23 protein-coding genes and 1 tRNA gene are annotated in these 21,907 nt (G+C 51.3%); 5 read left to right on the top strand and 19 right to left on the bottom strand.

Annotation, left to right across the window (positions count from 1 at the left end):
* Nucleotides 1-55: 55 nt before the first annotated feature.
* Entirely contained in the window at nt 56-1,405 is a 1,350-nt protein-coding gene (gene tig / locus K5753_06005; protein ID MCR4726749.1) for a trigger factor, read from the bottom strand.
* A 194-nt stretch (nt 1,406-1,599) separates the two neighbouring features.
* On the opposite strand from tig, the gene K5753_06010 reads away from it, so the two are divergent.
* Nucleotides 1,600-3,285 (top strand): NFACT family protein, encoded by a 1,686-nt coding sequence (locus K5753_06010; GenBank protein MCR4726750.1) that lies wholly within the window; start codon nt 1,600-1,602, stop codon nt 3,283-3,285.
* A gap of 2 nt (nt 3,286-3,287) precedes the next feature.
* On the opposite strand, the gene K5753_06015 is transcribed toward K5753_06010, so the two are convergent.
* The 10 genes from K5753_06015 to yqeK form a co-directional block, all read right to left on the bottom strand.
* Entirely contained in the window at nt 3,288-4,202 is a 915-nt protein-coding gene (locus tag K5753_06015; GenBank protein MCR4726751.1) for an RluA family pseudouridine synthase, read from the bottom strand.
* Entirely contained in the window at nt 4,186-4,845 is a 660-nt protein-coding gene (gene lspA, locus K5753_06020; protein MCR4726752.1) for a signal peptidase II, read from the bottom strand. The genes K5753_06015 and lspA overlap by 17 nt, the downstream gene beginning before the upstream one ends.
* A complete protein-coding gene (locus tag K5753_06025; GenBank protein MCR4726753.1) occupies nt 4,826-5,311 on the bottom strand; it encodes a cell division protein SepF in 486 nt (161 codons plus the stop codon). Before K5753_06025 ends, lspA begins: the two co-directional genes overlap by 20 nt.
* A gap of 9 nt (nt 5,312-5,320) precedes the next feature.
* Nucleotides 5,321-6,007 carry a YggS family pyridoxal phosphate-dependent enzyme gene (locus K5753_06030; GenBank protein MCR4726754.1) on the bottom strand — a complete coding sequence of 229 codons (687 nt, stop codon included), beginning with the start codon at nt 6,005-6,007 and terminating at the stop codon, nt 5,321-5,323.
* A gap of 85 nt (nt 6,008-6,092) precedes the next feature.
* Nucleotides 6,093-6,737: a single-stranded DNA-binding protein gene (locus K5753_06035; GenBank protein MCR4726755.1), complete on the bottom strand. Its 645-nt coding sequence runs from the start codon at nt 6,735-6,737 to the stop codon at nt 6,093-6,095.
* Nucleotides 6,738-6,745: 8 nt separating this feature from the next.
* The gene (locus K5753_06040) at nt 6,746-7,513 is read right to left on the bottom strand and encodes a polysaccharide deacetylase family protein (GenBank protein MCR4726756.1); all 768 of its coding nucleotides are present in this window, start codon (nt 7,511-7,513) and stop codon (nt 6,746-6,748) included.
* A 163-nt stretch (nt 7,514-7,676) separates the two neighbouring features.
* The gene (locus tag K5753_06045; GenBank protein MCR4726757.1) at nt 7,677-9,623 is read right to left on the bottom strand and encodes a YgiQ family radical SAM protein; all 1,947 of its coding nucleotides are present in this window, start codon (nt 9,621-9,623) and stop codon (nt 7,677-7,679) included.
* Between the two features lie 88 nt (nt 9,624-9,711).
* On the bottom strand, nt 9,712-10,062 hold the full coding sequence (locus tag K5753_06050; protein ID MCR4726758.1) for a hypothetical protein: 351 nt from the start codon (nt 10,060-10,062) through the stop codon (nt 9,712-9,714).
* Nucleotides 10,063-10,090: 28 nt separating this feature from the next.
* Nucleotides 10,091-10,447 (bottom strand): ribosome silencing factor, encoded by a 357-nt coding sequence (gene rsfS / locus K5753_06055; GenBank protein MCR4726759.1) that lies wholly within the window; start codon nt 10,445-10,447, stop codon nt 10,091-10,093.
* Nucleotides 10,448-10,489: 42 nt separating this feature from the next.
* A complete protein-coding gene (gene yqeK / locus K5753_06060; GenBank protein ID MCR4726760.1) occupies nt 10,490-11,593 on the bottom strand; it encodes a bis(5'-nucleosyl)-tetraphosphatase (symmetrical) YqeK in 1,104 nt (367 codons plus the stop codon).
* Between the two features lie 79 nt (nt 11,594-11,672).
* Here yqeK and K5753_06065 point away from each other — a divergent pair, with 79 nt between their 5' ends.
* The gene (locus tag K5753_06065) at nt 11,673-12,440 is read left to right on the top strand and encodes a hypothetical protein (GenBank protein ID MCR4726761.1); all 768 of its coding nucleotides are present in this window, start codon (nt 11,673-11,675) and stop codon (nt 12,438-12,440) included.
* A gap of 134 nt (nt 12,441-12,574) precedes the next feature.
* Here the strand turns inward: K5753_06065 and K5753_06070 are convergent, their stop codons facing one another.
* The 4 genes from K5753_06070 to K5753_06085 form a co-directional block, all read right to left on the bottom strand.
* On the bottom strand, nt 12,575-12,880 hold the full coding sequence (locus tag K5753_06070) for a YhbY family RNA-binding protein (GenBank protein MCR4726762.1): 306 nt from the start codon (nt 12,878-12,880) through the stop codon (nt 12,575-12,577).
* Nucleotides 12,881-12,883: 3 nt separating this feature from the next.
* Nucleotides 12,884-14,143 carry a GTPase ObgE gene (gene obgE / locus K5753_06075; GenBank protein ID MCR4726763.1) on the bottom strand — a complete coding sequence of 420 codons (1,260 nt, stop codon included), beginning with the start codon at nt 14,141-14,143 and terminating at the stop codon, nt 12,884-12,886.
* A gap of 25 nt (nt 14,144-14,168) precedes the next feature.
* Nucleotides 14,169-14,804 (bottom strand): endonuclease III, encoded by a 636-nt coding sequence (nth, locus tag K5753_06080; GenBank protein MCR4726764.1) that lies wholly within the window; start codon nt 14,802-14,804, stop codon nt 14,169-14,171.
* 78 nt (nt 14,805-14,882) lie between these two features.
* Complete coding sequence (locus tag K5753_06085) at nt 14,883-15,104, bottom strand: DUF3343 domain-containing protein (GenBank protein ID MCR4726765.1); 222 nt, start codon at nt 15,102-15,104, stop codon at nt 14,883-14,885.
* A 103-nt stretch (nt 15,105-15,207) separates the two neighbouring features.
* Between K5753_06085 and K5753_06090 the strand changes: the two genes are divergently transcribed.
* Together K5753_06090 and K5753_06095 are read left to right on the top strand one after the other, a co-directional pair.
* Nucleotides 15,208-16,344 carry an aminotransferase class V-fold PLP-dependent enzyme gene (locus K5753_06090; GenBank protein ID MCR4726766.1) on the top strand — a complete coding sequence of 379 codons (1,137 nt, stop codon included), beginning with the start codon at nt 15,208-15,210 and terminating at the stop codon, nt 16,342-16,344.
* A 79-nt stretch (nt 16,345-16,423) separates the two neighbouring features.
* A complete protein-coding gene (locus tag K5753_06095; GenBank protein MCR4726767.1) occupies nt 16,424-17,011 on the top strand; it encodes a DivIVA domain-containing protein in 588 nt (195 codons plus the stop codon).
* Here K5753_06095 and K5753_06100 read toward each other — a convergent pair whose 3' ends face one another.
* The 4 genes from K5753_06100 to proC are packed head-to-tail and all read right to left on the bottom strand — an operon-like array spanning nt 17,012 to nt 21,556.
* Complete coding sequence (locus tag K5753_06100) at nt 17,012-18,436, bottom strand: nicotinate phosphoribosyltransferase (protein ID MCR4726768.1); 1,425 nt, start codon at nt 18,434-18,436, stop codon at nt 17,012-17,014.
* Nucleotides 18,433-19,260 (bottom strand): prolipoprotein diacylglyceryl transferase, encoded by an 828-nt coding sequence (gene lgt, locus K5753_06105; GenBank protein MCR4726769.1) that lies wholly within the window; start codon nt 19,258-19,260, stop codon nt 18,433-18,435. The genes K5753_06100 and lgt overlap by 4 nt, the downstream gene beginning before the upstream one ends.
* On the bottom strand, nt 19,247-20,359 hold the full coding sequence (locus K5753_06110) for a VTT domain-containing protein (GenBank protein MCR4726770.1): 1,113 nt from the start codon (nt 20,357-20,359) through the stop codon (nt 19,247-19,249). Before K5753_06110 ends, lgt begins: the two co-directional genes overlap by 14 nt.
* Nucleotides 20,360-21,556, bottom strand: a complete 1,197-nt coding sequence (proC, locus tag K5753_06115) for a pyrroline-5-carboxylate reductase (protein ID MCR4726771.1) — start codon at nt 21,554-21,556, stop codon at nt 20,360-20,362. It abuts the gene before it with no gap.
* 87 nt (nt 21,557-21,643) lie between these two features.
* Between proC and K5753_06120 the strand changes: the two genes are divergently transcribed.
* A tRNA-Trp gene (locus K5753_06120) sits at nt 21,644-21,718 on the top strand.
* The last annotated feature ends 189 nt before the right edge of the window (nt 21,719-21,907 follow it).

Genomic DNA, 21,907 nt, shown 5'->3' on the forward strand with positions numbered 1-21,907 from the left:
ATCTTCCACTTGTCTATCTCCTTATGCTTTTAATTTATTGGCAAAAAACCGAATTCTATTCCTTCAAATCGTTATGTTCGGAGAGGAATTTGATAATCTTATCCGTCATAAGGGTGTTGAGGATATAATCGGCTTCGTCTTGCTTCATATTTCTTCTGTAATCGCCGGTCTTTTTACCCGCGGAAGCCGCTCTGACTTCGATCGCCGCTTCGAAATCCGCTTGGGTAACTTGGATGTTCTCTTTTTCGACGATGTGATTCATAATAAAGCGGGTCGTTTCGCGATCTTTCGCTTCGGCTTTATAGCCGTCGATCAGATCCTGCTCGGTCTTCCCGATATACTTCAAATAGGTCGCGAAAGGAATGCCTTGGCTTTCCATATTGTGGCGCATATCCGCAAGCATATTCTGGGCTCTTTGGTCGATGAGCGCGGCAGACAATTCGATCGAGTTGTTTTTGATCAAAGCTTCGACGATGCGGTTCGAGGTCGCGATCTCGGCGTTCTTGGTTTCGCGCTCTTCCGCTTTCTTGCGGATATCCGCTTTATAAGCTTCAAGGGTGTCGAATTCGCTGACGTCTTTCGCGAAATCATCGTCCAACTCGGGGAGTTTCTTCTCTTTAACGGTGTTCACTTTGCAAGCGAAGACCGCTTCTTTACCCGCGAGATCCTTCGCGCCGTAATCTCCCGGGAAAGTGACTTTGACGTCTCTTTCCTCGCCCGCTTTCGCGCCGACGAGTTGATCTTCGAAACCGGGGATGAACGCGCCGCTTCCGATCACGAGATCTTGCTTTTCCGCGGTGCCTCCGTCGAACTTGACGCCGTCGATCGAGCCGCTGTAATCAAGGTTGATCTGATCGCCGTTCTTGACTTCGCGATCGACGACCTCCCAAAAGCCCGCTCTGTCGCGAGCGGCGGCGACTTCGCGCTCGACCGCGCCGTCCACGTCCGGCAAAACCTTTTGGATTTCGAGACCGGTGTATTTGATTTCGACGTCGGAAGGCATATACGCGACGGTCAAACTAAACGAAACTTTTCCGTTTTCGAGAGCGGAGACGTCAAGCGCGGGACGCATCGCGAGCTTCGCGTAGTCGACGGTCTTGCTTTCCATCAAAGCGTTATAGACTTCGTTCACGGCGACTTCTTCGGTGTCGGAGACGAAAACGTCTTTTCCGTAGGTATTTTCGATAACCGATTTGGGAGCGTGTCCTTTTCTGAATCCGACGATGTTGAACTTACCTTTATTTTGGATATACGCAAGTTCTTCAAACGCTTTCCAAGCTTCGCCTTCAACGGTGAAGGCATAAACTTCGGTCAAATTGTCGGACTTTTCGACGGTGTAAGCGAGGTCGAAATCTTTCGTTTGCGCGCCGATTTTAACGGTTACTTTCAATGTATTGTTGCTCATTAGGTAATTCCTCCGTAAATAATTGCAGGTATATACTAACATAAATATATTTATGCGCGCAAGCAATTTGACCGATCAAGGGTAAAATCTTCCGAAAGAACACTCTTTTATCCATCGAAAACCGAGCGCGCAACGCAAGACGGAAAGGGAAATAATGATTGAAATAAAGCATTCTCCTATGCTACAATAACGATATGCCAAGCGATTTCATTACGCTAAACGCCCTCGCCCGCGAACTGAACAACACGCTCGCAGGCGGGAAAATACGAAGGATCTGCCAGCCCGAGAAGGACGAGATCACACTCAGCGTTTTCAACGGAAAAACCAATCTTTTATTGGTCGTCAGCGCGAATCCGAATTCTCCGCGCGTCCATTTGACGACGACGAAAAAAGAGAATCCCTATGCGGCGCCCCCTCTTCTCATGATTCTCCGAAAATACGTCGGAGCCGCCGTCATCAAAAACGTCTCCACCCTCGCGAACGACAGGATTCTCAGATTTACTCTGCAATCCAGAAACGAAATGTTCGACGATGAAACCTTCTATCTCGTTTGCGAGCTCATGGGTCGTTACAGCAACCTCATTCTTTTGAACGAAGACGGCCGCATTCTCGATTCGCTGCATAAGCTCGTCCCGGACGAGCAGCAAAAAAGGCAGATCCTGCCGAACGCCTTCTATCTCCCGCCCGAACAGAACAAAGTCTTCATCGGCGACAAAGAAGGATTGAAAAACGCGCTCGAAAAAACCGATCGGAATTTCCGCGATTTCCTCGTAAAAGAAACGGCGGGCGTTTCGGGAGCAAGCGCGGATCAAATCCTTTTCGAAGCGGAAAAGCGAGGCGGACTTACGCCCGAGACGATTTCCGAAGTCGCATTCGAATTTACCGACATCTATTCGTCGAAATACTTTTGCCCGACTCTGAAAACGGGCGAAAAAGCGGATTTCTTCCCCTATCGCTATGCGTTCGCCGCGGTCGAACTACGCGAGCGATTAAACGATTGCGCGGACGAAGTATTCTCCGCATGCGACAGAGAACAGCGCGTAAAAGCGAAAGCAAAAGAGCTCGAACGCGTCTTGAACGCGGCGGTCAAAAAAGCGAAAAACTCCATTTCGATCCTCCTCAAAAAGCTCAGCGAAGAGGAAAAAGCGGAAGAGATCCGAATCAAAGCCGAACTCATCACTTCGAATTTATACAAGATCGCGCCTCGCGAAACGAAAGTCGAAGTCTACGATTATTACAAAAACGAGAACGTAACCGTCGACCTCGACCCCGCGCTCTCGCCTTCCGCATACGCGCAAAAGCTTTATAAAAAGTACGCGAAACTCAAACGCGGAAAAGAGATCAACGCGCAAATGCTCGAACAAAACGAAGCGAATCTCGAATACTTCGCGACCCTGCTCTCTTCTCTCCGACTTGCGACGAATCTCGAAGACGTCTCGATCACGGAAGAAGAAATGATCGCGGCGGGTCTGATTCGAAAAAAGCAGACCAAAGGAAAGGAGAAAAAGATCCTGCCGAAATATTACGCGTTTTTATGCGAAGGGTTTAAGATCCTCTGCGGTCGCGGCGGCGCGCAAAACGAAGAAGTGACCTTCAAAGAGGCGAAAGAAAACGATCTTTGGCTCCACGCCGCGAAATCGCACGGCGCGCACGTCGTCATTCTGACCGAGAAGAAAGCCGTTCCGGACGAAGTCTTGCTCCGCGCGGCGGAGATCGCCGCCTACTATTCCGAAAGACGCTCGGACGAAAACGTCGCGATCGATTACACGATCCGCAAAAACGTTCGCAGGCATCCCGCGAAAAAAATCGGGCTCGTGATCTACAACGATTATAAAACCGTCGTAGTCAAGCCCGATCCCCATTCGGAACTATCCGTCTGAAATCAGAGTTTTCCCTCGAAACCGAGTTTTTGAAGCGCGGCGGCGAACGCGGCGTTCAGCGGCGCTTCGAACGTCATTTTTTCTCCCGTCACCGGATGAAAGAGGACGAGTTTGTGCGCGTGTAAGAGTTGCCCGTAAGGCGCGAGTTTTTCATTTGCTTTTCCGTAGGTTTTATCCCCGACGACGGGATGCGAGATGCTTTTCATATGGACGCGGATTTGGTGCGTTCGCCCCGTTTTGAGTTCGCATTCCACAAGGGTGTATTTTTGAAAACGGGCAATGACCTTAAACAGGGTCACGGCTCTCCTGCCTCCTTCCTCGGTCACCGCCATTTTCTTTCGATCCTTTTTGCTTCTTCCGATCTTTTTATCGATGATTCCTTCGTCTTCCGCGATATTCCCCTCGACGAGCGCATAATAGTAGCGCAACGCTTTTTTAGAGGATATCTGCTCCGAAAGAGAGAGATGCGCCGCGTCGTTTTTCGCGATCACGAGAAGCCCCGAAGTGTCCTTATCCAAGCGATGGACGATGCCCGGTCGGATCTCTCCGTTTATGCCGCTGAGATCGCCGATCTTATATAAAAGCGCGTTTACGAGCGTCCCGTCCGGAGAACCCGCCGCGGGATGCGTGACCATTCCCTGCGGTTTATTGACGACGGCGAGAGAGGAATCCTCGTAGACGATCTCGATCGGAAGATCTTCCGCTTTCGCTTCGATCGGCTTCGCGTCCGGGATCGAGACGGAAAGGACGTCGCCCACGGAGAGCTTTACTCCGCATTTCAAAACGGGTTTCCCGTTCAAAAGAACGCGCCCGTCTTCCACGGCTTTCGCGATCGAAGAGCGAGTCTTTTCAAGCGCGGCTGACAGATAAACGTCCAACCTTTCACCGCTCGTCTCGACCTTACATTCCCGATCCATTTTCCCCTCTTTCCGAATCGCTTGCGATCAAATCGTCGGACATTTCTTTTTCGTCACCGTCGACCTCGCCCGAATCTTTCGCGTCGCCTTCCGAAGCAGGCGAATCCGACGGGAGGACCTCTGCGGTTTCTTTTCTTTTCTTCGTATCTTCCGCGTAAAAGATGATCAAGTAGACGACGAGCATAATGACGCCGAAGGTCAAAAACACGTCGGCGAGGTTGCAGATCGCGAAGTTTCGTTTGAAAAGCGTGTAAACGATCGTGTAGTCGATAAAGTCGCGGACGTAACCGAGCATCGCCCGATCGATCAAATTACCGAGCCCGCCCGCCACGATAAAGGACAAAGCGACGTGAAGAAGGACGCCGCCTTTTTCCTTGTACTTCTTTTTCACGAGATGATACGCCATAAAGCCAACGATCCCCGCGACGACGATGCCGACGAGAACGCATAAAAAGATCCTCGAATTGCTGAAAATACCGAACGCCGCGCCCGTGTTTTCGCTGTAACGAAAGGTCAGAACGCCTTTGATCGCTTCATACGACCCGTCGCCCGACAGCAAATATTTCGCGGCGAAATGCTTGGAAATGAGGTCGCCCGCAAGCAGCGCGGCGACGATCAAAACGTCAACGATTAAAATAACCATCGCCCGAATCCGTGATCCCCGTCCCCGCCGGAGTGATCAAAAAGGTAAATTCCTTGATCCTGCGCATACTGCCGCCGAGCGCGAAAGAGGCTCCGCTCAGAAAATCCAAAACGCGCTGCGCCGAAGCGCCGTCCACCCCTTCGAGATTGACGATGACCGACTCTTTCCTCGCGAGTTTCTCGATCATTTCCTGAACGTCTTTATAACTCTTGGGCGCGCAGATCGTAACGTTTCCGAGACCGCCGTACTCATCGCCGTAAGAGGGTCTTTTATCCTCGGTTTGTCGCGGAGCGCGATACTCGTCGAAGTCCCTTTGATAATCGGAGTTTTGCCTGCGCGAAGAAAAAGGATCTTCGCCCCTGTCGCGCGAAGAACGCGGATTCTCGTCGTTCAACCCTTCGAAAAGGCGCGAACGCGAAGACTCGTTTCTGTCGTTTTTATCGAAATAATCCCATCTGTCCGCCATAGTTTCCTCCTATTTTGCGTAAAAACGCGCGCCGAAAACCGCGCTGCCGACCCTGACCATATTGCTTCCGTTCGCAAGCGCGATCGGATAATCGCCGCTCATCCCCGCGGAAAGGATCGTGACGTCGAAATTCTCCGCTTCGATCTCTTTGGCTTTCTCGAAAAGCTCGCGCAAACGCGCGTACAGAGGGAGCAATTCACCCTCTTCCGCGTTCGGCAAAACGCTCATCAGCCCCTTGACCTTCAAATGCGGCATCTTTTCGATCTCGGATAACAAAGGAAAAAGCTCCTCTTCCGACACGCCGCCTTTACTCTCTTCGTTTCCGACGTTGACTTCGATCAAAACGTTCATCACCTTACCGATCTTCGCGGCGCGCTTCTCGATCTCTTCCGCCAAGCGAAGAGAATCGACCGATTGGATCAAGTCGACCTTATCGACGATATATTTTACTTTATTCGTCTGCAAACGGCCGATAAACTGCCAAACGAGACCCTCTTTCTCGAAATACTTCGAAAGAAGTTCCTGAACTTTGTTTTCGCCGTAAACGACGCCGGGGCGCGCTTCGGCAAGCGCTTTCAAAACGCTTTGATCCACCGTCTTGGACGCGAGAACCAGCGCGGCTTTCCCCGAGGAACGCGCTCGAACGTCCGAGAGGACTTTATCATAATTTTCAATAACTTGCGAGATTTCTTCCATAAAATAAAGTATAGCATTTTACCTATCTTTTGTAAAGCGTAAAAAAAGGCTCGCCCCTTTCGGATCGAGCCGCCGCCGTATTTTATTAATTTGCCTGTCGGACTTCGGTCTCCGAGGAAAGCGCGATCACCCGACTGATCGAGACTTCGTAGGCGGTTTTCGTCCGATACGACCCGTCCTCCTGCAACTTTTGATATTCCCTGCTTTGGATCCTTCCGAGGACGGAGATCCTCTCTCCGACGCCGAGCCCGTTTACGAACCTGGCGTTTCTTCCCCAAGCGATGCAAGGGATGTAATCGGATTTATTATAGGCGCGATTCACGGCGAGAAGCAGATCGCAGATCTCTCGTTTGAAGGGCGTCGTCCGATACAAAGGCGGCTTACAGATATATCCTTCGAGTTCGATCGAATTCGGATTCGTCTCCTCGTCGAATTCGACGATATCGCGGACGAAAACCGTCAGCATCAATCGACTGCGTTCTTCGTCGAGTTTGTTATAGCTTCTGAACTGCCCGACGACGGTCAGGACCGACCCGATCGACGCGTCGTAACGGGATAGCAAGCGTTCGGAAACGGTGATCGGCAAAAGATCCGTTTGAGACGACAGGCGCGGGACTTCGAGTTTGAGTTCGTAAAACCCTTCGCCGAAAACCTCGTGGCTGAATCTCGCTTCCTCTGCGACCTTTCCCGTCAAAGTAACTCGATTGTTGTTCATTTCTTCGTAATTCATAATGCCTCCTATTTGTTTAAGTGTTGGACGCCTTGCGCGTCGATAAAGTAATCGGTCGAATACAGTAGCTCGCTCATCGTGACGAAGGTAAAGCCGCGGCTTACAAGATCGTCGAGGACGGTCGGGAGCGCGTCGAGGATATGATCGCTGTTGTTATGGCAAAGGATGATCGAACCGTTTTTCACTTTGGAAGTGATCCTTTGCGCGATCTCCTTCCCCGATATCCCTTTCCAGTCCAAGCTGTCCACGTCCCATTGAACGGGGATCATCCCGATGCTTTCCACATAGGAGATCAATCGGTCGTCATACTCCCCGAACGGTGCGCGGAACACCCGAGGGGTTATGCCCGTTATCGTTCGGACGGCGGAATTAACAAAGTCGACTTCCGCTTTGAGCTTATCGGGAGAAAGCGCGGATATATGAAGATGCGATCTCGAATGATTTCCGATCTCCATTCCGTGATCCGCGATATAGGCGACTTCTTCTTTATACGCGTCCACCCAAAAGCCGACGAGAAAGAAGGTCGCTTTCAAATTGCGCTCCGTAAGGAGATCGACGATCCTCCTCGTCTTATCCGCGCCCCAAGCCGCGTCGAAAGAGATCGCGATTTTCTTTTCTTCTCCGACGTCCACGCGATACACCGGCAGTTTTTTGTCGGAATGCGCGAAGACCGTCTCGTTAACGTTTACGAAATTCAGGCAAACGGCGCAGGTCGCAAAGACGATCAAAAGCAAAAACGCTTGGATCAGATTTTTCTTTTTTACGACGAAGAACATATCCCACCTCGCTACGATAAAGGTTTTCGAGAGCGGAATTATCGGTAATAATCGCGAAAAACGGCAAAAATAAACGTTTGACGTCGGATACGAAAAAAAACCGCTCGACTATTCCTATTATCGAGCGGCGAAAAATATGATATTCGAAAACGAAAAGAGCGGATCAGCGATCCCCTTTCTTTTTGGGCGCGCGATACGCGCTCGGAGCCGATTTTTTCTTCGCGGAGTACGGATTTCCGCTTTGCTTCGGCTTCGCGCCGGAGTACGCACCGGAGTACGCATACGCGCCCGTCTTTCTTTCCGAAGCGGGCTTTCTGTCCTTTCTCGGCTTGATCAGACACTGCGGTCCGTTCCCGATCAGATCCGTCCTACCCGCTTTGACGAGCGCGGCGTACACGAGTTCGTAATTCTCGGGTCTCCCGTACTGCAAAAGGGCGCGCTGCTCGCGCTTTTCCTCTCGCGATTTCGGGACGTAGACGGGTTTCATATCGTCCGGGTTCAAGCCCGTGTAGTACATGCAGGTCGATCTCGTGGACGGCGTCGGATAAAAATCCTGCACCTGCTCCGGGACGGAATGGATCGAATGCAGATAGACTGCGAGCTCGATCGCGTCGTTCAAGGTCGATCCCGGATGAGAAGAAATGAAGTACGGAACGAGATACTGCTCTTTTCCGATCTCCTTATTGATTTTCTCATACTCCTGCTTGAATTTCAGATAGGTTTGGAAAGAAGGTTTGTTCATATAGGACAAAACTTTCTCGGAACAATGCTCGGGCGCGACTTTGAGTTGACCGCTGACGTGATGCTCGACGAGCTCTTTGAAAAAGGTTTTATCCTCGTCGTACATTATGTAATCGAAACGAACGCCGCTTCGGACGAATACCTTTTTGACGCCTTTGACCGCTCGAAGCGAACGAAGCAAATGCAGATATTCGCCGTGATGAACTTTGAGATTCGGGCAACGGGAATACCCGATGCAACGCTTGTTTTTGCAAGCGCCGAGCGTCTTTTGCTTATCGCAGGCGTCTCCGTAAAAATCGGCGGTCGGTCCGCCGACGTCGTGAATATATCCTTTGAATTCGGGATCCTTCGTAAAGCTTTCCGCTTCTTTCAAGATCGATTCTTCCGAGCGGTTCTGCACCCTCCTTCCCTGATGAAAAGTCAATGCGCAATAACTGCATTCCCCGAAGCATCCGCGCACCGAACTGATCGAAAATTTCACTTCCTTGATCGCAGGCACGCCTTTTTTATACGACGGATGATACGTCCGCATGAAAGGCAAGGAATAGACGAGGTCCATCTCCTCCGTCGTCAACGGTTTTTGCGGAGGATTCTGGATAACGTAACGGTCGCCGTGTTTTTGGACGAGGGTCTCGCCCGTAATATAGTCGCTGTTTTCGGATTGAAGTTTGAAGGCTTTCGCGTACTTTTCTTTACTTTCTTTGACCTCTTCGAACGAGGGACAAAAGCGCGCGTGTTCTTTCAAAAAGGTTTGCGTTTTTTCGGAAAGACGGGAAAACTCGGCGGCGTAACAGGTCCCGCGAACGTCTTTGATCGAAGATAGCGGAACGCCTTTTTTCACGAGGCGCAAAAGATCCCAAAGCGGGCGCTCTCCCATTCCGTACATCAAAAGATCCGCCTTGGACGACAAAAGGATCGAGGGCATGACTTCGTCCGCCCAATAGTCGTAATGGGCGAAACGGCGCAGGCTCGCTTCGATCCCGCCGATGACGACCGGAACCGAGGGATACAGGCGCTTCAACGCGTTCGAATAGACAGTCACGACGCGATCGGGTCTTTTCCCGAACTCGCCGCCCTCGCTGTACACGTCCGTCGTCCTGCGAATCTTCGCGACGGTGTAATTATTCACCATACTGTCCACGACGCCGCCCGAAACCATAAAGCCGATCTTCGGCTCGCCGAAACGGGTAAAATCCGCATCGTTTTGCGGTTGCGCGAGGACTGCGACGGAAAAGCCTTCCCGCTCGATCAGGCGCGCAATGATCGCGTGACCGAAAGAGGGATGGTCGACGTACGCGTCGGCGGAAACCAAAACGAAATCGGGCTGTTCCCCATTCAATTCTTCTTTCGTTACGGGTAAAAACGGCATAGTATCACCTGCACCTATTATAAACGAACGACCGAAAAGGCGCAAGCCGTCGAATAAAAAAAAGAAGGCGCGTCACCTTCTTTCGTCACTATGCGCCCAAGCGGGAAACGAAGCATTTCGATCGGATCTTCCGAATGCGCTTTATAAGATACCTTTCGTCGCTCGACCTTCCTCGTCTTTCGACGCGACGGATCGCCGCGAAAGAAAGGGAATCATCCGTCAAAACGACCGATCTTTCGAGCGCTTTCGAAAAAGTCTTCGCGGCATTTTCAAAAGCCGCTCTCTTTTCTTCATAGCTCGAAAACGCTTCGGGAACGACCGCGACGATCGCTTCGTCTGCTCCTTGAAAGATCAAATACGTTTTTATCCCTTCCACCTTTCCGAAAGACGGCGAAACCGCCGCCGCGAGGGAAAGGATCGCTCCCAAAATAACCGTCATAGGAGCAGTATGCGGGGAAAAGAAGAAATTATTCGTCCGCCACGGCGGTCACGTTGCTTCCGTCTGCGTTTGCCCAAAGTTTCTCGAATTGATAAAGATCGCGCATACTCGTGTGGAAAATATGGACGATCACGCGATCGTAATCGATGACGATCCATCTTCCGTCTTTCAAGCCGTCCGCACGGGAAGCGTAGATCCCCTCTTCTTCGAGTTTTCCCGTCGTCTCGTCGTAAGCGGCCCTTCCGAGGTTCGGATTGCGCGCCGAACAAACGACGAAAGCTTCGGCGACGTCCGTCTTATCCTTAACGTCGATCACGACGATGTTTTGACACTTATGCGCCGCCAAAAGCGCGACGATTTTTTCGATCAATTTTTCAGTTTCCATATTCTCTCCTTCGAGCGGTTTTCCGCTCCGCCGCCGAGACGGCTATTTGCAATAATAGTTATAGCACTCGACCGTCAAATAATAAACGGGTTTGCCCGTTTGAAGCAAAAGTTCGTAGCTCCGTTTCAGAGAAAGAACGAAGCCTTCGTCCAAATTTCGAAACGCCGCCGCGCGAATCTCTTCCACGCCCGCGTAGTGCCGATTCGGTTCGACGACGTCCGCGAGATAGACGAGTTTTTCGAGATCGCTCATCGCCGCGCGCCCCGTCGTGTGATAACGGACGGCGTTAATGACGTCCTCATCCGTCACGCCGTACGCGATCTTCGCTTCTTCCGCGCCGTTGAACGCGTGCAGGACTTTCGTCCCGATCGCGTCTTCGGGGACGCCCTTGTGGACGACTTCCGAGTATTTCATACAATCGTGCAACAAACAAGCGACGAACGCCTTTTCTTTATCCACGCCGAATTTCTCCGCCATTTCGATCCCGGTCAAGACGACGCCGCAGGTATGATTCCACCTCTTTTCGGGAAGAGCGGCTTTCACCTTTTCCGCCATCGCCTTCTTCTCCGCATACAGGTTTTCCGCAAATGCGATCTCTTTTACTCCTTTCGGAAGATCGGGCGCATCCGCTCCGAGCGCGATCGCGGCGCGCAGGACGGACGAGGATACCGCTCTGCCCTTGACTTCTTCGACGACGGTGATTTGACCGCCGAATTCTTTCGTCAGTTCGAGAGCAAAGGCGCGAAGGTCGGAAATTTCCTCATCTCCGCGGGGAACGACGAAGATCGGGCAGATCTTCAAAACCTCTTTCGGCTCGTGCCAAGAACGGAACGCGAGCAAGCTGTCGCCGCCGATAATAAATCCGATCTCCCCGTACTTCTTCTTCAAGACGGGCAAGACGCAGGAAGAGTACGCTCTTCCTTCGAAAGTCGTCTCGGTTTCATCGATCTCGACGGAAACTCCCTTATACGCTTCCTCGATCATTTTCTTTCGAGCGGAAAAAGGCGAGACGTGATCCTTATGCGGAGAATTACCAGACGGCAAAAGGACGATCTTCTCGAAACGCCCGCTTTTCAAAAGACCTTTAACGATCGAAACGTGTTCTTGATGCGGAGGATCGAACGCTCCGCCGAAAATCCCTATCATAGAAATTATTATACACGAGATCCGCTTTGATTTCAAGAAACAAAGGGGTAAAATTGCGGCGTTTGGGAAAAATCGGAGTATGGGAAAAATCTTTGATAAGATCATTCTGTCTGCTCTCGCCGCGCTCGTCCTCTTTCTCGGTTTTCATTTCTTCACGGGATCTTACGCGATATCGACCGCGCTATCGCTTCTTACGCTCGCGATCTTCCTTCTCCTGTCGATTCGAAAAAAGACCTTCGCTCCGAGCCGTTTTCTCTCCAAGCGGGATTTTATCCGCTCCGTTTTGTTAAACGGAAACGAGTATTTGAAAACCCTCGTCGAGCGCGCGCTTTGTTCCGACCATACGATCGAAGAAACGCGCGGCGGGACGATTCTTAAAAAAGACGGGCGAAAAGCACTCGTCTGTTACGCCTATAAATTCGGCTCGCTTTCCGAAGAAGACGTCGCGAAATGCTATCGTCTGGCAAAAAGCGCGGGGGCGGACGAGATCTACGCGTTGACGAACCACACAGAGAGAAAAGCGTTGGCGGTAACGGCGTACATCCCCCAACGATTTACGATCATCGGCGCGGGAACGATTTATAAGTACTTAATGAAAAAAGGGCTGATTCTCGAAAAAACGAAAGGAAAAACCGAACGAAAAAAGGCGGGCGTTTTACTACGCTCCGCCCTTACGGCAAGCAATGCGAAATACTTCGTTTTCGCCGGTTTTTCGACCGCGCTCGTCGCCCTGCTGACGCCGTTTGCGGCTTATTATATCGCGTTTGCCTTTCTCGATTTGATTCTCGCTTCGCTCTCGCTCATTCTAAGCGAAAAGGACGCGGGGAAAAACGACCTGTTCAGTTAAACGCTTCGTCAAGCGCGATGTGCTTGATCCCTTCTTTATGCGACAAGCGATACAAAACAATCTTGTTCCCGATCGCTTGCACGGGTTCTGCGGACGTTTTTTCCGCTTGAAGCGCGAAGGAAAAAACGACCTGTTCAGTTAAACGCTTCGTCAAGCGCAATGTGCTTGATCCCTTCTTTATGCGACAAGCGATACAAAACAATCTTGTTCCCGATCGCTTGCACGGGTTCTGCGGACGTTTTTTCCGCGACTTCCGCGATCATTCCCTTCGCGCTTTGATCTGCGGAGCGGAGGACGGAGATCTTAACGAGTTCGTGATCTTCCAAGGATTCGTTGATCTGGTCGATCACGGTTTCCGTCAAACCGTTTTTGCCGATCTGAACGGTCGTCGGGGTCGTCATTGCGATGGATATCAATTTACTTCTTGTCTTACTGTTCATATTCTACTCCCATAATTCGAATTCGACGTCTCCGACGACGATCGTGTCGCCGTCCTTCGCGCCGAGTTCTTTCAAACGGGCGATCACGCCCTTTTCTTTCAAAATGTTTTGGAAATAACGGTTGCTTTCCACGTCGCTGAGAACGATCTTGCGGATCAGCATTTCCACAAGCCCGCCCGCTACCTCGAAACTGCCGTCCGAAAGCCGCTCTACGGAGAATTCGGAAGGATCGCTCTTCGGGTACTCGAACGGGACGAAATCCATCGGTTCCGCTTCGGGCAGACCTTCCATTTTCGAGAAGATCGCCTTTACGAGCTCATCGATATTATCATACGCCGCAGCGGAAATAACGATCGGCGAAATCCCGGTGTTTTCCGCAAATTTCGAGATATTTTCTTTATCTTCCAAAAGGTCCGTTTTATTCGCGACCACGATTTCGGGAAGCTCTGCGAGGAATTCGTTATACTGCTTTAACTCTTCGCGGATCGTCCGATAATCGGCGACGGGATCGCGCCCTTCGATGCCGGAAATATCGACGACGTGGACGAGCAGACGGACGCGCTCGATATGGCGAAGGAAAGTATGCCCGAGCCCGAAGCCTTCCGCCGCGCCCTCGATCAAACCGGGAATATCCGCGATGACGTAGCTTTTGTCATACGCTTTGATCACGCCGAGGTTGGGCGAAAGCGTCGTAAAATGATAATTCGCGATCTTGGGTTTCGCGTTCGTGAGAACGGAGAGCAAGGTCGATTTTCCGACGTTCGGGAAGCCGATGAGCCCGATATCCGCGATCGTTTTGAGTTCGAGCGTAAGCGTGCGTTCGATCGTAACTTCGCCGAGCTCCGCAAAGTTCGGCGTGCGCCGAGTCGGCGTGGCGAATCGCGCGTTTCCGCGCCCGCCTTTTCCGCCTTTCAAGATGACTTTCCGATCGCCGTCCTTAAACATATCGGCGATCACCCCGCCCGTCTCTTTATCTTTGACGATCGTTCCGGTCGGAACTTTGACGATGATATCCTGCCCGTTTTTCCCGAAGCAGTTGCCACCCTCTCCCGGCGCGCCGTTTTCCGCGCGGAAATGCTTCTTAAACTTAAAATCGATCAAACTTGTCAACGAGGAATCCGCCACGAAAATAACGGAGCCGCCTCTGCCGCCGTCGCCGCCGTCCGGACCTCCGCACATAACGTATTTTTCGCGGTGAAAACTGACTTTTCCGTCGCCGCCGTTTCCCGCTTTTGCATAGATATTCACATAATCCAAGAACATAACTCAGTATACTCCGTTTATTATTTCAACCGATCGACGGCGGGGTCTTCGCCCGATGCAAGCAACGATCGCTCAACAGGCAGTTTTCGCAAGACGGCGATTTCGCTTTGCAAACGTATCTTCCGTGATGGATCAAAAGGTGATGGACGTGCGACCACGACTTTTCGGGAAAAATCCGGCATAAATCCTTTTCGACTTGCAAAGGATCTTTTCCGCTCGACAAACCGAGGCGATGGCTCAGGCGAAAGACGTGCGTATCCACGGCGAAAGCGTTCCCGCCGAACGCGACGGCGCAGACGACGTTCGCTGTCTTTCTCCCTACGCCCGGAAGCTTCATAAGCTCGCTTTGCGTTTCGGGGATCTTCCCGCCGTACTCCTTGACGATCGCGCTTGCCGCTCCCTTGATGTTTCTCGCTTTATCGTGATAAAAACCGCAGCTTTTGATCGCGTTTTCGAGCGTTTCGAGATCAAGGTCGGCGATCGCCTGCGGCGTATTCGCGATCTTGAAAAGCTCTTTCGTTACGAGATTTACGCGTTTATCCGTGCATTGCGCGGACAAAATGACGGCGACGAGAAGCTCGAACGGCGAAGTAAAGTTCAATTCGCATTCGGCGTTCGGATGCATCTGTTCGAGATCGCGTATAAATTTCTCCGTATCCATAGGTCAAATATATCATATATCGCGCAAATTCTCAACGTTTTTCGGGAATTCTCGCAAAAATCTTCGGAAACCGCGACTTCATTCGTCGTAAAACCCTTTGAAGGAAAAATAATCTCCGGCAGATAAGACCCGCTCCGCGACTCCGAGCGCGGACGCTTTGAATTTGACGGACAAGCCGCACGCGGAGGAAATGCGCGAAGGCGTGTTTACCGCGCGAACCAAAACGCCCTGTCTTTCCATCTTTCCTCCGAACTCGATCGCCTCTTTTCTGGACTTGAAAACCGCAATTTTATATTTCATTTTTCTTTTCTCCTTTGTAGTATGTACGGACACGAAAACGATCGGATTTCAATATACTATATTAGCCGATCGGAAAAAAATTTCCTGTCGCGGGAGAAACGCCATGATCTATTTCGATAACGCCGCAACGTCCGTTTTCAAGCCGAAAAAAGCACTCAAAGCCGCCGCGTACGCGCTGAAACACAGCGCCAATCCGGGAAGAAGCAGCCACGATCAAGCGATCCGAACCGCGCGTATGATCCAAAGAGCGCGCGAAGAGATCATAAGCTTCGTCCACGCGAAACACCACGTCGTCACTTTTACGAAAAACTGCACGGAAGCGCTGAACCTCGCCCTTCTCGGAACGGCGAAACTCGGGGGGCACGTCATAACGACGGCGTTTGAACATAATTCCGTCCTTCGACCTTTGCATATGCTGAAAAAGGAAGGTTTAATATCGCTGACCGTCCTCAACCCGACGAAAGACGGCGCGCTCGACGTAAAAGAGATCGAAAACGCGATCAACGAAAAGACTTATCTCGTGGCGGTAACGGGGATGAGCAACGTTACGGGCTACGCGCCGCCGCTCTCGGAAATCGGAGAGGTCTGCTCGAAATACGGGCTATTATTCTCGGTGGACGGCGCGCAATCGCTCGGGCACGAAGAACTCGATCTCGAAAAATGCGGCGTGGATCTACTGTCCGGCGCTGGACACAAAGGATTGCACGGGGCGCAGGGAACGGGGTTTCTCGTCTCGAATAAAAAAGTATTCGTCAATCCGATCGAATACGGCGGGACGGGCACGGAAAGCGATAAGTTGACCCAGCCGACCCTCCCTCCCGAAAGTTTGGAATCGGGGACCTTGAACTCGGTCGGGATCGCGGCGCTTGCGGAAGGAATTCGCTGGACGAAAAAGCACTTCAACGAAATCAACGGGACCATTCGGGAAATTTCCCTTCTTTTACACGAAGAAATCGGAAAAATCCAAAACGTCGCCCTATTCTCCGTCCCGGGGAGTCCGATCCTGACGTTCGACGTCTGCGATAAAGATCCCGGGGCGGTCGCGGACAAACTGAACTCGAAATACAAAATCGCCGTTCGCTCCGGTCTGCACTGCGCGCCCCTGATACATCAATCGCTCGGAAGCGACAAACGGGGATTGATCCGCGCAAGTCTCGGATGCAATAACACGCGAAACGACGCGAAAGCTCTGATCCGAGCGATCCGCGCAATCGCTGACGAGACTCGCTCGACAGAATAAAAGACCAAACGACGAAAGATCGCCCGATCGGTCAAATTTCGGCATTCGAATCCGCGTATAATGAACGCGAGGTGAGACTATGACGAGATTTAAGCGCGCCGTTCGCGGCTACGACAAAAAGGAAGTGGACGAATACGTCCGCAGAATGAACGACCATAACGAAGCGAAGATCCACGAACTCGAAGATTGCGTGGAACGTTTGAAGCAGGAAAACGATTATCTTTACGCAAAAAACGCCGAGTACAGGCGAAACGAAGAACGGGTTTCGGGCGCGATTCTGACCGCGATGGAGATCAAGGGAAATCTCGAAAAAGAGATAAAAACCAAGATCGCGCTCGAAGAGGACAGGCTCGTCGCATTCAAAAACAAGTGGACGGCATTCGCCCGCGGACTCAGCGGAAGCAACGCCGACCGCGTCGTGGACGACGTCGAAGCCTACGTCCGCGATTTTCGCGAAACCTTTATCAAAAAGGCGAATCGCGACTTGAACCTCAAAGCCGAAGAAGATCCTGCGGAAAAGAGTTTCAGAAAAGAAAAGATTCGCTTGGCGCGCTCGGAAAAGAAAAGCCCGACGATCTCGCTTGAAGAAAAAATGAGCGCGGCGTCTCTTTTCCGTGAAGAGTCCGCCGCGCCGAAAGATACCGCGCTCGTTTTTACCGAAGATTGATCATCCCCTATTCTTATCGAGAAGCTCTTGTTTGAGGTTGAAAAGTTTTTCCGAAAGGTCCACTTTGAAGATCTCGGGGAGAGTTACGCGCTTGTATTGTTCCCAAAATCTCGAAGAACACTCCTTATGATAAGCGGCGATCTCCTTGATATCGGGCGAAAAATAAACCTGTTCGCCGCGATCGAAGACCTTGACCAAGAGTTCTTCGACGTAGTAATCCTCGATCGTCATTTTCTTCCAAGGATTTTCGGGATCGAAGATCGTGTAAGGCGAACCGTCGGGATTCTTTTCATCCATAAGCATAATAAGATCGGCGATCGCGCGATCCGTCTTTTTATCATAAAAACGAACGACCTTTTTAAGCCCCGGGTTGGTCACCTTTTCCGCGGTGTTACTGATCTTGATCTTCGGAATCAAGACGCCGCCGTCTTCGATCGCCGAGAGTTTATAGACGCCGCCGAGGCTCGGATTCGAAAAACTCGTGATGAGTTTCGTCCCGATCCCGTAGGTGTCGATCTTGGCGTTTTGGCTCTTCAATGCGATCAAAACGTTCTCGTCGATATCGCCGGAAGCGCAAATGATCGCGTCTTTATAGCCCGCCTCGTCGAGCATTTTACGCGCCGCGTTCGAAAGATACGCAAGGTCGCCGCTGTCGATACGGATACCGACGGGTTTATGCCCTTTTGCTTTGAGCTCGTCAAAGACTTTGATCGCGTTCGGAACGCCGCTCTTCAACGTGTTGTAGGTATCCACGAGAAGCAAGCAGTTATCGGGATAAAGTTCCGCATACTTTCTGAACGCCGTAAGCTCGTCGGGGAAAGACATGACCCAACTGTGCGCGTGCGTTCCCGCCACTTTGATGTTAAACATTTTTCCCGCGATCACGTTCGAAGTCGCGACGCAACCGCCGATGATCGCGGCGCGCGCGCCGTAGATGCCCGCGTCCGGTCCTTGCGCGCGGCGAAGACCGAATTCCAAAACCCCGGCGTTCGTGTTGTTCGCGATCTTAGAAGCCTTCGTCGCGATCAAGGTTTGGTGGTTGATTAAGGTCAAAAGCGCGGTTTCCACGAATTGCGCTTGGAAAATCGGCGCTTTAACGATCATCAAAGGTTCATACGGGAAAATGATGCTTCCCTCTTTGACGGCGTAAATATCGCCCGTAAAACGAAAATCTTTGAGCTCCGCCAAAAACTCTTCGTCAAAACAATTCAAAGAACGCAGATAGGCGATATCCTCTTCGTTAAAGCGAATGTTTTTGATATAGTCGATCGCCTGTTCGAGACCTGCGGCGACCGCGTAGGAGAGTTCTTCTCTGCCGCGGAAAAACAGGTCGAAGACGGCTTCGCGGTCTTTATTGCCGCATTTCATATAGCCGTACATCATCGTAAGCTCGTAAAAGTCCGTCAATAACGTTAGGTTTCTCATTGTTCCACTTCTCCTTTTTCATTTAGTATTCTCGGGGTTCCCGTTTTGATTTTTCCGATGCAGATCAAGATCGTTACGGCGAGAGAGATCGCCGCCGCGATCGCGCAACCCAAGACGCCGATACGAACGCTGCCCACGCTGACCGCATCCGAGCGGAAGATCTCCATGATCGCGCGCACGATCATATACCAAGTCAAATAACTCATAAAAGTTACGAGGTTCTTTTTCGATCGATAAAAGATAAAGAGGATCAACCCGAAACCGATCAGGTTCAAGACCATTTCATAAAAGAATGTCGCTTGAAACCAACCGCCTTCCGCATCGATATAGACGGCGATCGGGAAAACCTGCCAAGCCTCGCTCGTGATCGCTTTGCCGTAAAGCTCCTGATTCGCCCAGTTCCCCCACCTTCCGAGCGCTTGCCCGAGGACGACTCCGGGCGCGACCGCGTCCAACACCTCAGACATCGGGATCTTATTTCGCTTGCAGGCGATAAACGCGCCGAGCGCGCCGCCGGGGATCGCTCCGAGGATCGAGATCCCGCCGTTCCAGATCGCGAAGATATTTCCGAAATCCGCAAAGGAACGGACGACGAAATCTTTCGGATGGAAAAGGACGTAAGATAGGCGTGCGAAGAGAATTGCGATCGGCACCGCCCAAAGGAAAAGTTCGAGCATAAAATCAAAGGATATGCCCCTCTTTTTCGCCATAAGGCAGGCGACGACGTATCCGATCAAGATCGCGGACGTAATAAAGATACCGTACCAGCGGACGGACAGCGATCCGATTTCGAAAGCAACGGGATTGATGTTACACAGAATCATTTTTTTCTCCTTTTTTATCCGAATCGAACGGGTTTTCAGCGCGAGGATCGGGCGCGGGGATCGACGGGTCTTCGACCTCGCTCGACGAGCCGACTTCGGAGCGGGATTTTTGAGATCGCGCGAACGTCAGTTTATGGATCAATTTCATGATAAAGACTTCGATTTTATCGCTGTATTTGATCGTCAAAATCAAAAACAAAATGACGAGAATGATGATGAGTCCCCACAAAAGGAGCCACCAACCGCGAAGCGGGATCGAAACGATCCCTTTCGTCAAAAGGATCGTCGTCAAGGTCCCCACCGTTCGGGAAAAGATCTGCAAAAAGAAAAAGCCTAGATATGTATACGAAGTCATCCCCGCGAGGATGCATAGAAAATCATCCGGGAAGAACGGGAACAAAAACATATAAAACAAGACGATCTTATCCTTTCCTTTGGTCATCTGCTTGTACTTCTCGATGGTTTTCGCGCCGACGAGCCAATTCGCGAAACGAACGCCGAAGACTCTGCCGAGGAAAAACGCGAACATCGAACCGACGACGAGACCGATGACCGTCAAATACAGGGGTTTCCAGATCCCGTTAAACAGGATCGCGCCCGCGGTCGTCGTTATCGAACTCGGGATCGGGACGATCGTTACCTGCAAAAAGTTGACCAAAACAAAGACGACTTCCGCGATACCGCCGGAATTATTGATATAATTGATCAGATCGGAAGTCGAATCGATCCTGCGGAAAAGCCCCGATTTGGAAAAAGCGAAAAAGCCGATCAAAAAGATCGCCGCGATATAAAGCGCGGTTACGGACAGCTTAAACGCGGTCTCCCAGTTTTTAAAAATCGAGACGATCGCGAGCGCGATCAACCCGACGAGAACGGCGAAAACGATCGCAGCGATCGTGTCGACGAAATAGAAAAACGAAAGACCGAAAAACAAAAGCGTGATGACCGAAGCCGCCAGCGTTACGCCGAGACGTACGCCCTGCTGTTTCTTCACGTCCTTCGGATCGTCTTTTGTTTCTTCCTCTTTCGTTTCATTTACGATTTCAACGCTTTCTTCGGATATTTCAGCGTTTTTTTCTTTTTCGGATTCGTTTTCCAATTATTCTTCGCTCCTAAACGACTGCGACTCTTTTCTCGCGATCTCGTCGCAACGGTTGTTGAGTTCGTCGTCCGAATGCCCCTTTACTTTAACGAAGCGGACTTCGTGCGCCGCTATGAGCGACGAAAGAGCTTCCCAAAGATCGGGGTTTTTGACGTTTTGATAGTTACGCGCTTTCCAGCCCGAAAGCCAATCGTTATTGATCGCGTTGATCACGTAGGCGGAATCGCTGTGGACTTCGACGATGCACCTCTTCGTCAAAGAACGAAGCGCTTCGATCACGGCGAGAAGCTCCATTCTGTTATTCGTCGTGTTGCGTTCTCCGCCGCTGACGATCTTCTCCTGCCCGTTCGAGCGAAGGATCGCGCAATAGCCGCCCGGTCCGGGATTTCCGCTGCAAGCGCCGTCCGTATAGACCGAGACGAAGGTGTCTCCGCCCGCGCTCCTCATTTCGATGGAACGAGCGCGACAGCGATCCACGCCTTCCGCGATGATATCCGTCAACTTTTGATTTTTATAATAGGTTACCGCTTGGATCGTCGTTCCGCCCTTCGAGCATACCGCGTCCACAAGCTCGTCAATCGGTTTTTCGGAGTTCTCTATCATGCGCGCGCCTCCGATCATCGTCGCGAGGGTCAAGCGCTTTGCTTCCTCGAAGGTCAAACCGCCGTTTACGCCGCCTTTGATCATTCCGTCGATAAACATATAGACATAGGCGGGACCGCTTCCGCTGACCGAAGTTACCGCGTCAAACTTGCTTTCGGGAAGTTCGATGACGTCGCCCATTCCCGCAAACACCGAACGCGGAAAGGCTTTTTCCTCCTCGTCGTAATTGACGAAGCAAAGCGCGCTCATTCCGCTCATCACCATACAAGGCGTGTTCGGCATAACGCGACAGATCTTCTCGACGTCAAGCGAGGTCGCGAGCTTTTCGACGGGCACGCCCGCCATAATGGAAATGACTTTTTTATCGGACATCTTCCCTTTCAGTTCTTTCGCGATATCGGGGAAAGATTGCGGTTTTACCGCAAATAAAACGTGCTCCGATTCGGTCGCGACGTCCGAATTATTCGTCGTCACGGTAACGCCGAGATCTTTCGCTTTCCCTAAGCGATCAAACGAAACGTCGCTGACGATGATCTCGTTCGGAGCGACGAGTCCCGATGATAAAACTCCTTTTTGAATTGCGGTCGACATATTTCCCGCGCCTATAATACCAAGTTTATATTTGTTCATATTTTTAATTGACTTTATCCTTTTCCTGCTTTATAATGATTCAGTCGTAGGGGAGTGGCTCAACGGTAGAGCAGCGGTCTCCAAAACCGCTGGTTGCGTGTTCGAATCGCGTCTCCCCTGCCAAGTTAGCTCTGCTTTGCAGAGCTTCTTTTTTTTCTTACGCGATTCTCCACGCAACCCGTGTCTTCTTCGAATCCACCTTGCATGTGACGTTCGCTCTCGTGAGCAAGCTCCCTCCACTCAGTATTCCGTCGCAGGGTCCTCGCGAGCGGGTCTCCCCTGCCAAGTTAGCTTTGCTTTGCAGAGCTTCTT

The sequence above is a fragment of the Clostridia bacterium genome (genome assembly GCA_024685775.1).
In the GTDB taxonomy this organism is placed as follows: Bacteria; Bacillota; Clostridia; order Christensenellales; family CAG-1252; genus CAG-1252.

What these genes read in the sequence shown, in the direction of transcription:
- tig (MCR4726749.1), bottom strand. Translation starts at nt 1,405, where the DNA reads ATGAGCAACAATACATTGAAAGTAACCGTTAAAATCGGCGCGCAAACG.
- K5753_06010 (MCR4726750.1), top strand. Translation starts at nt 1,600, where the DNA reads ATGCCAAGCGATTTCATTACGCTAAACGCCCTCGCCCGCGAACTGAAC.
- K5753_06015 (MCR4726751.1), bottom strand. Translation starts at nt 4,202, where the DNA reads ATGGATCGGGAATGTAAGGTCGAGACGAGCGGTGAAAGGTTGGACGTT.
- lspA (MCR4726752.1), bottom strand. Translation starts at nt 4,845, where the DNA reads ATGGTTATTTTAATCGTTGACGTTTTGATCGTCGCCGCGCTGCTTGCG.
- K5753_06025 (MCR4726753.1), bottom strand. Translation starts at nt 5,311, where the DNA reads ATGGCGGACAGATGGGATTATTTCGATAAAAACGACAGAAACGAGTCT.
- K5753_06030 (MCR4726754.1), bottom strand. Translation starts at nt 6,007, where the DNA reads ATGGAAGAAATCTCGCAAGTTATTGAAAATTATGATAAAGTCCTCTCG.
- K5753_06035 (MCR4726755.1), bottom strand. Translation starts at nt 6,737, where the DNA reads ATGAATTACGAAGAAATGAACAACAATCGAGTTACTTTGACGGGAAAG.
- K5753_06040 (MCR4726756.1), bottom strand. Translation starts at nt 7,513, where the DNA reads ATGTTCTTCGTCGTAAAAAAGAAAAATCTGATCCAAGCGTTTTTGCTT.
- K5753_06045 (MCR4726757.1), bottom strand. Translation starts at nt 9,623, where the DNA reads ATGCCGTTTTTACCCGTAACGAAAGAAGAATTGAATGGGGAACAGCCC.
- K5753_06050 (MCR4726758.1), bottom strand. Translation starts at nt 10,062, where the DNA reads ATGACGGTTATTTTGGGAGCGATCCTTTCCCTCGCGGCGGCGGTTTCG.
- rsfS (MCR4726759.1), bottom strand. Translation starts at nt 10,447, where the DNA reads ATGGAAACTGAAAAATTGATCGAAAAAATCGTCGCGCTTTTGGCGGCG.
- yqeK (MCR4726760.1), bottom strand. Translation starts at nt 11,593, where the DNA reads ATGATAGGGATTTTCGGCGGAGCGTTCGATCCTCCGCATCAAGAACAC.
- K5753_06065 (MCR4726761.1), top strand. Translation starts at nt 11,673, where the DNA reads ATGGGAAAAATCTTTGATAAGATCATTCTGTCTGCTCTCGCCGCGCTC.
- K5753_06070 (MCR4726762.1), bottom strand. Translation starts at nt 12,880, where the DNA reads ATGAACAGTAAGACAAGAAGTAAATTGATATCCATCGCAATGACGACC.
- obgE (MCR4726763.1), bottom strand. Translation starts at nt 14,143, where the DNA reads ATGTTCTTGGATTATGTGAATATCTATGCAAAAGCGGGAAACGGCGGC.
- nth (MCR4726764.1), bottom strand. Translation starts at nt 14,804, where the DNA reads ATGGATACGGAGAAATTTATACGCGATCTCGAACAGATGCATCCGAAC.
- K5753_06085 (MCR4726765.1), bottom strand. Translation starts at nt 15,104, where the DNA reads ATGAAATATAAAATTGCGGTTTTCAAGTCCAGAAAAGAGGCGATCGAG.
- K5753_06090 (MCR4726766.1), top strand. Translation starts at nt 15,208, where the DNA reads ATGATCTATTTCGATAACGCCGCAACGTCCGTTTTCAAGCCGAAAAAA.
- K5753_06095 (MCR4726767.1), top strand. Translation starts at nt 16,424, where the DNA reads ATGACGAGATTTAAGCGCGCCGTTCGCGGCTACGACAAAAAGGAAGTG.
- K5753_06100 (MCR4726768.1), bottom strand. Translation starts at nt 18,436, where the DNA reads ATGAGAAACCTAACGTTATTGACGGACTTTTACGAGCTTACGATGATG.
- lgt (MCR4726769.1), bottom strand. Translation starts at nt 19,260, where the DNA reads ATGATTCTGTGTAACATCAATCCCGTTGCTTTCGAAATCGGATCGCTG.
- proC (MCR4726771.1), bottom strand. Translation starts at nt 21,556, where the DNA reads ATGTCGACCGCAATTCAAAAAGGAGTTTTATCATCGGGACTCGTCGCT.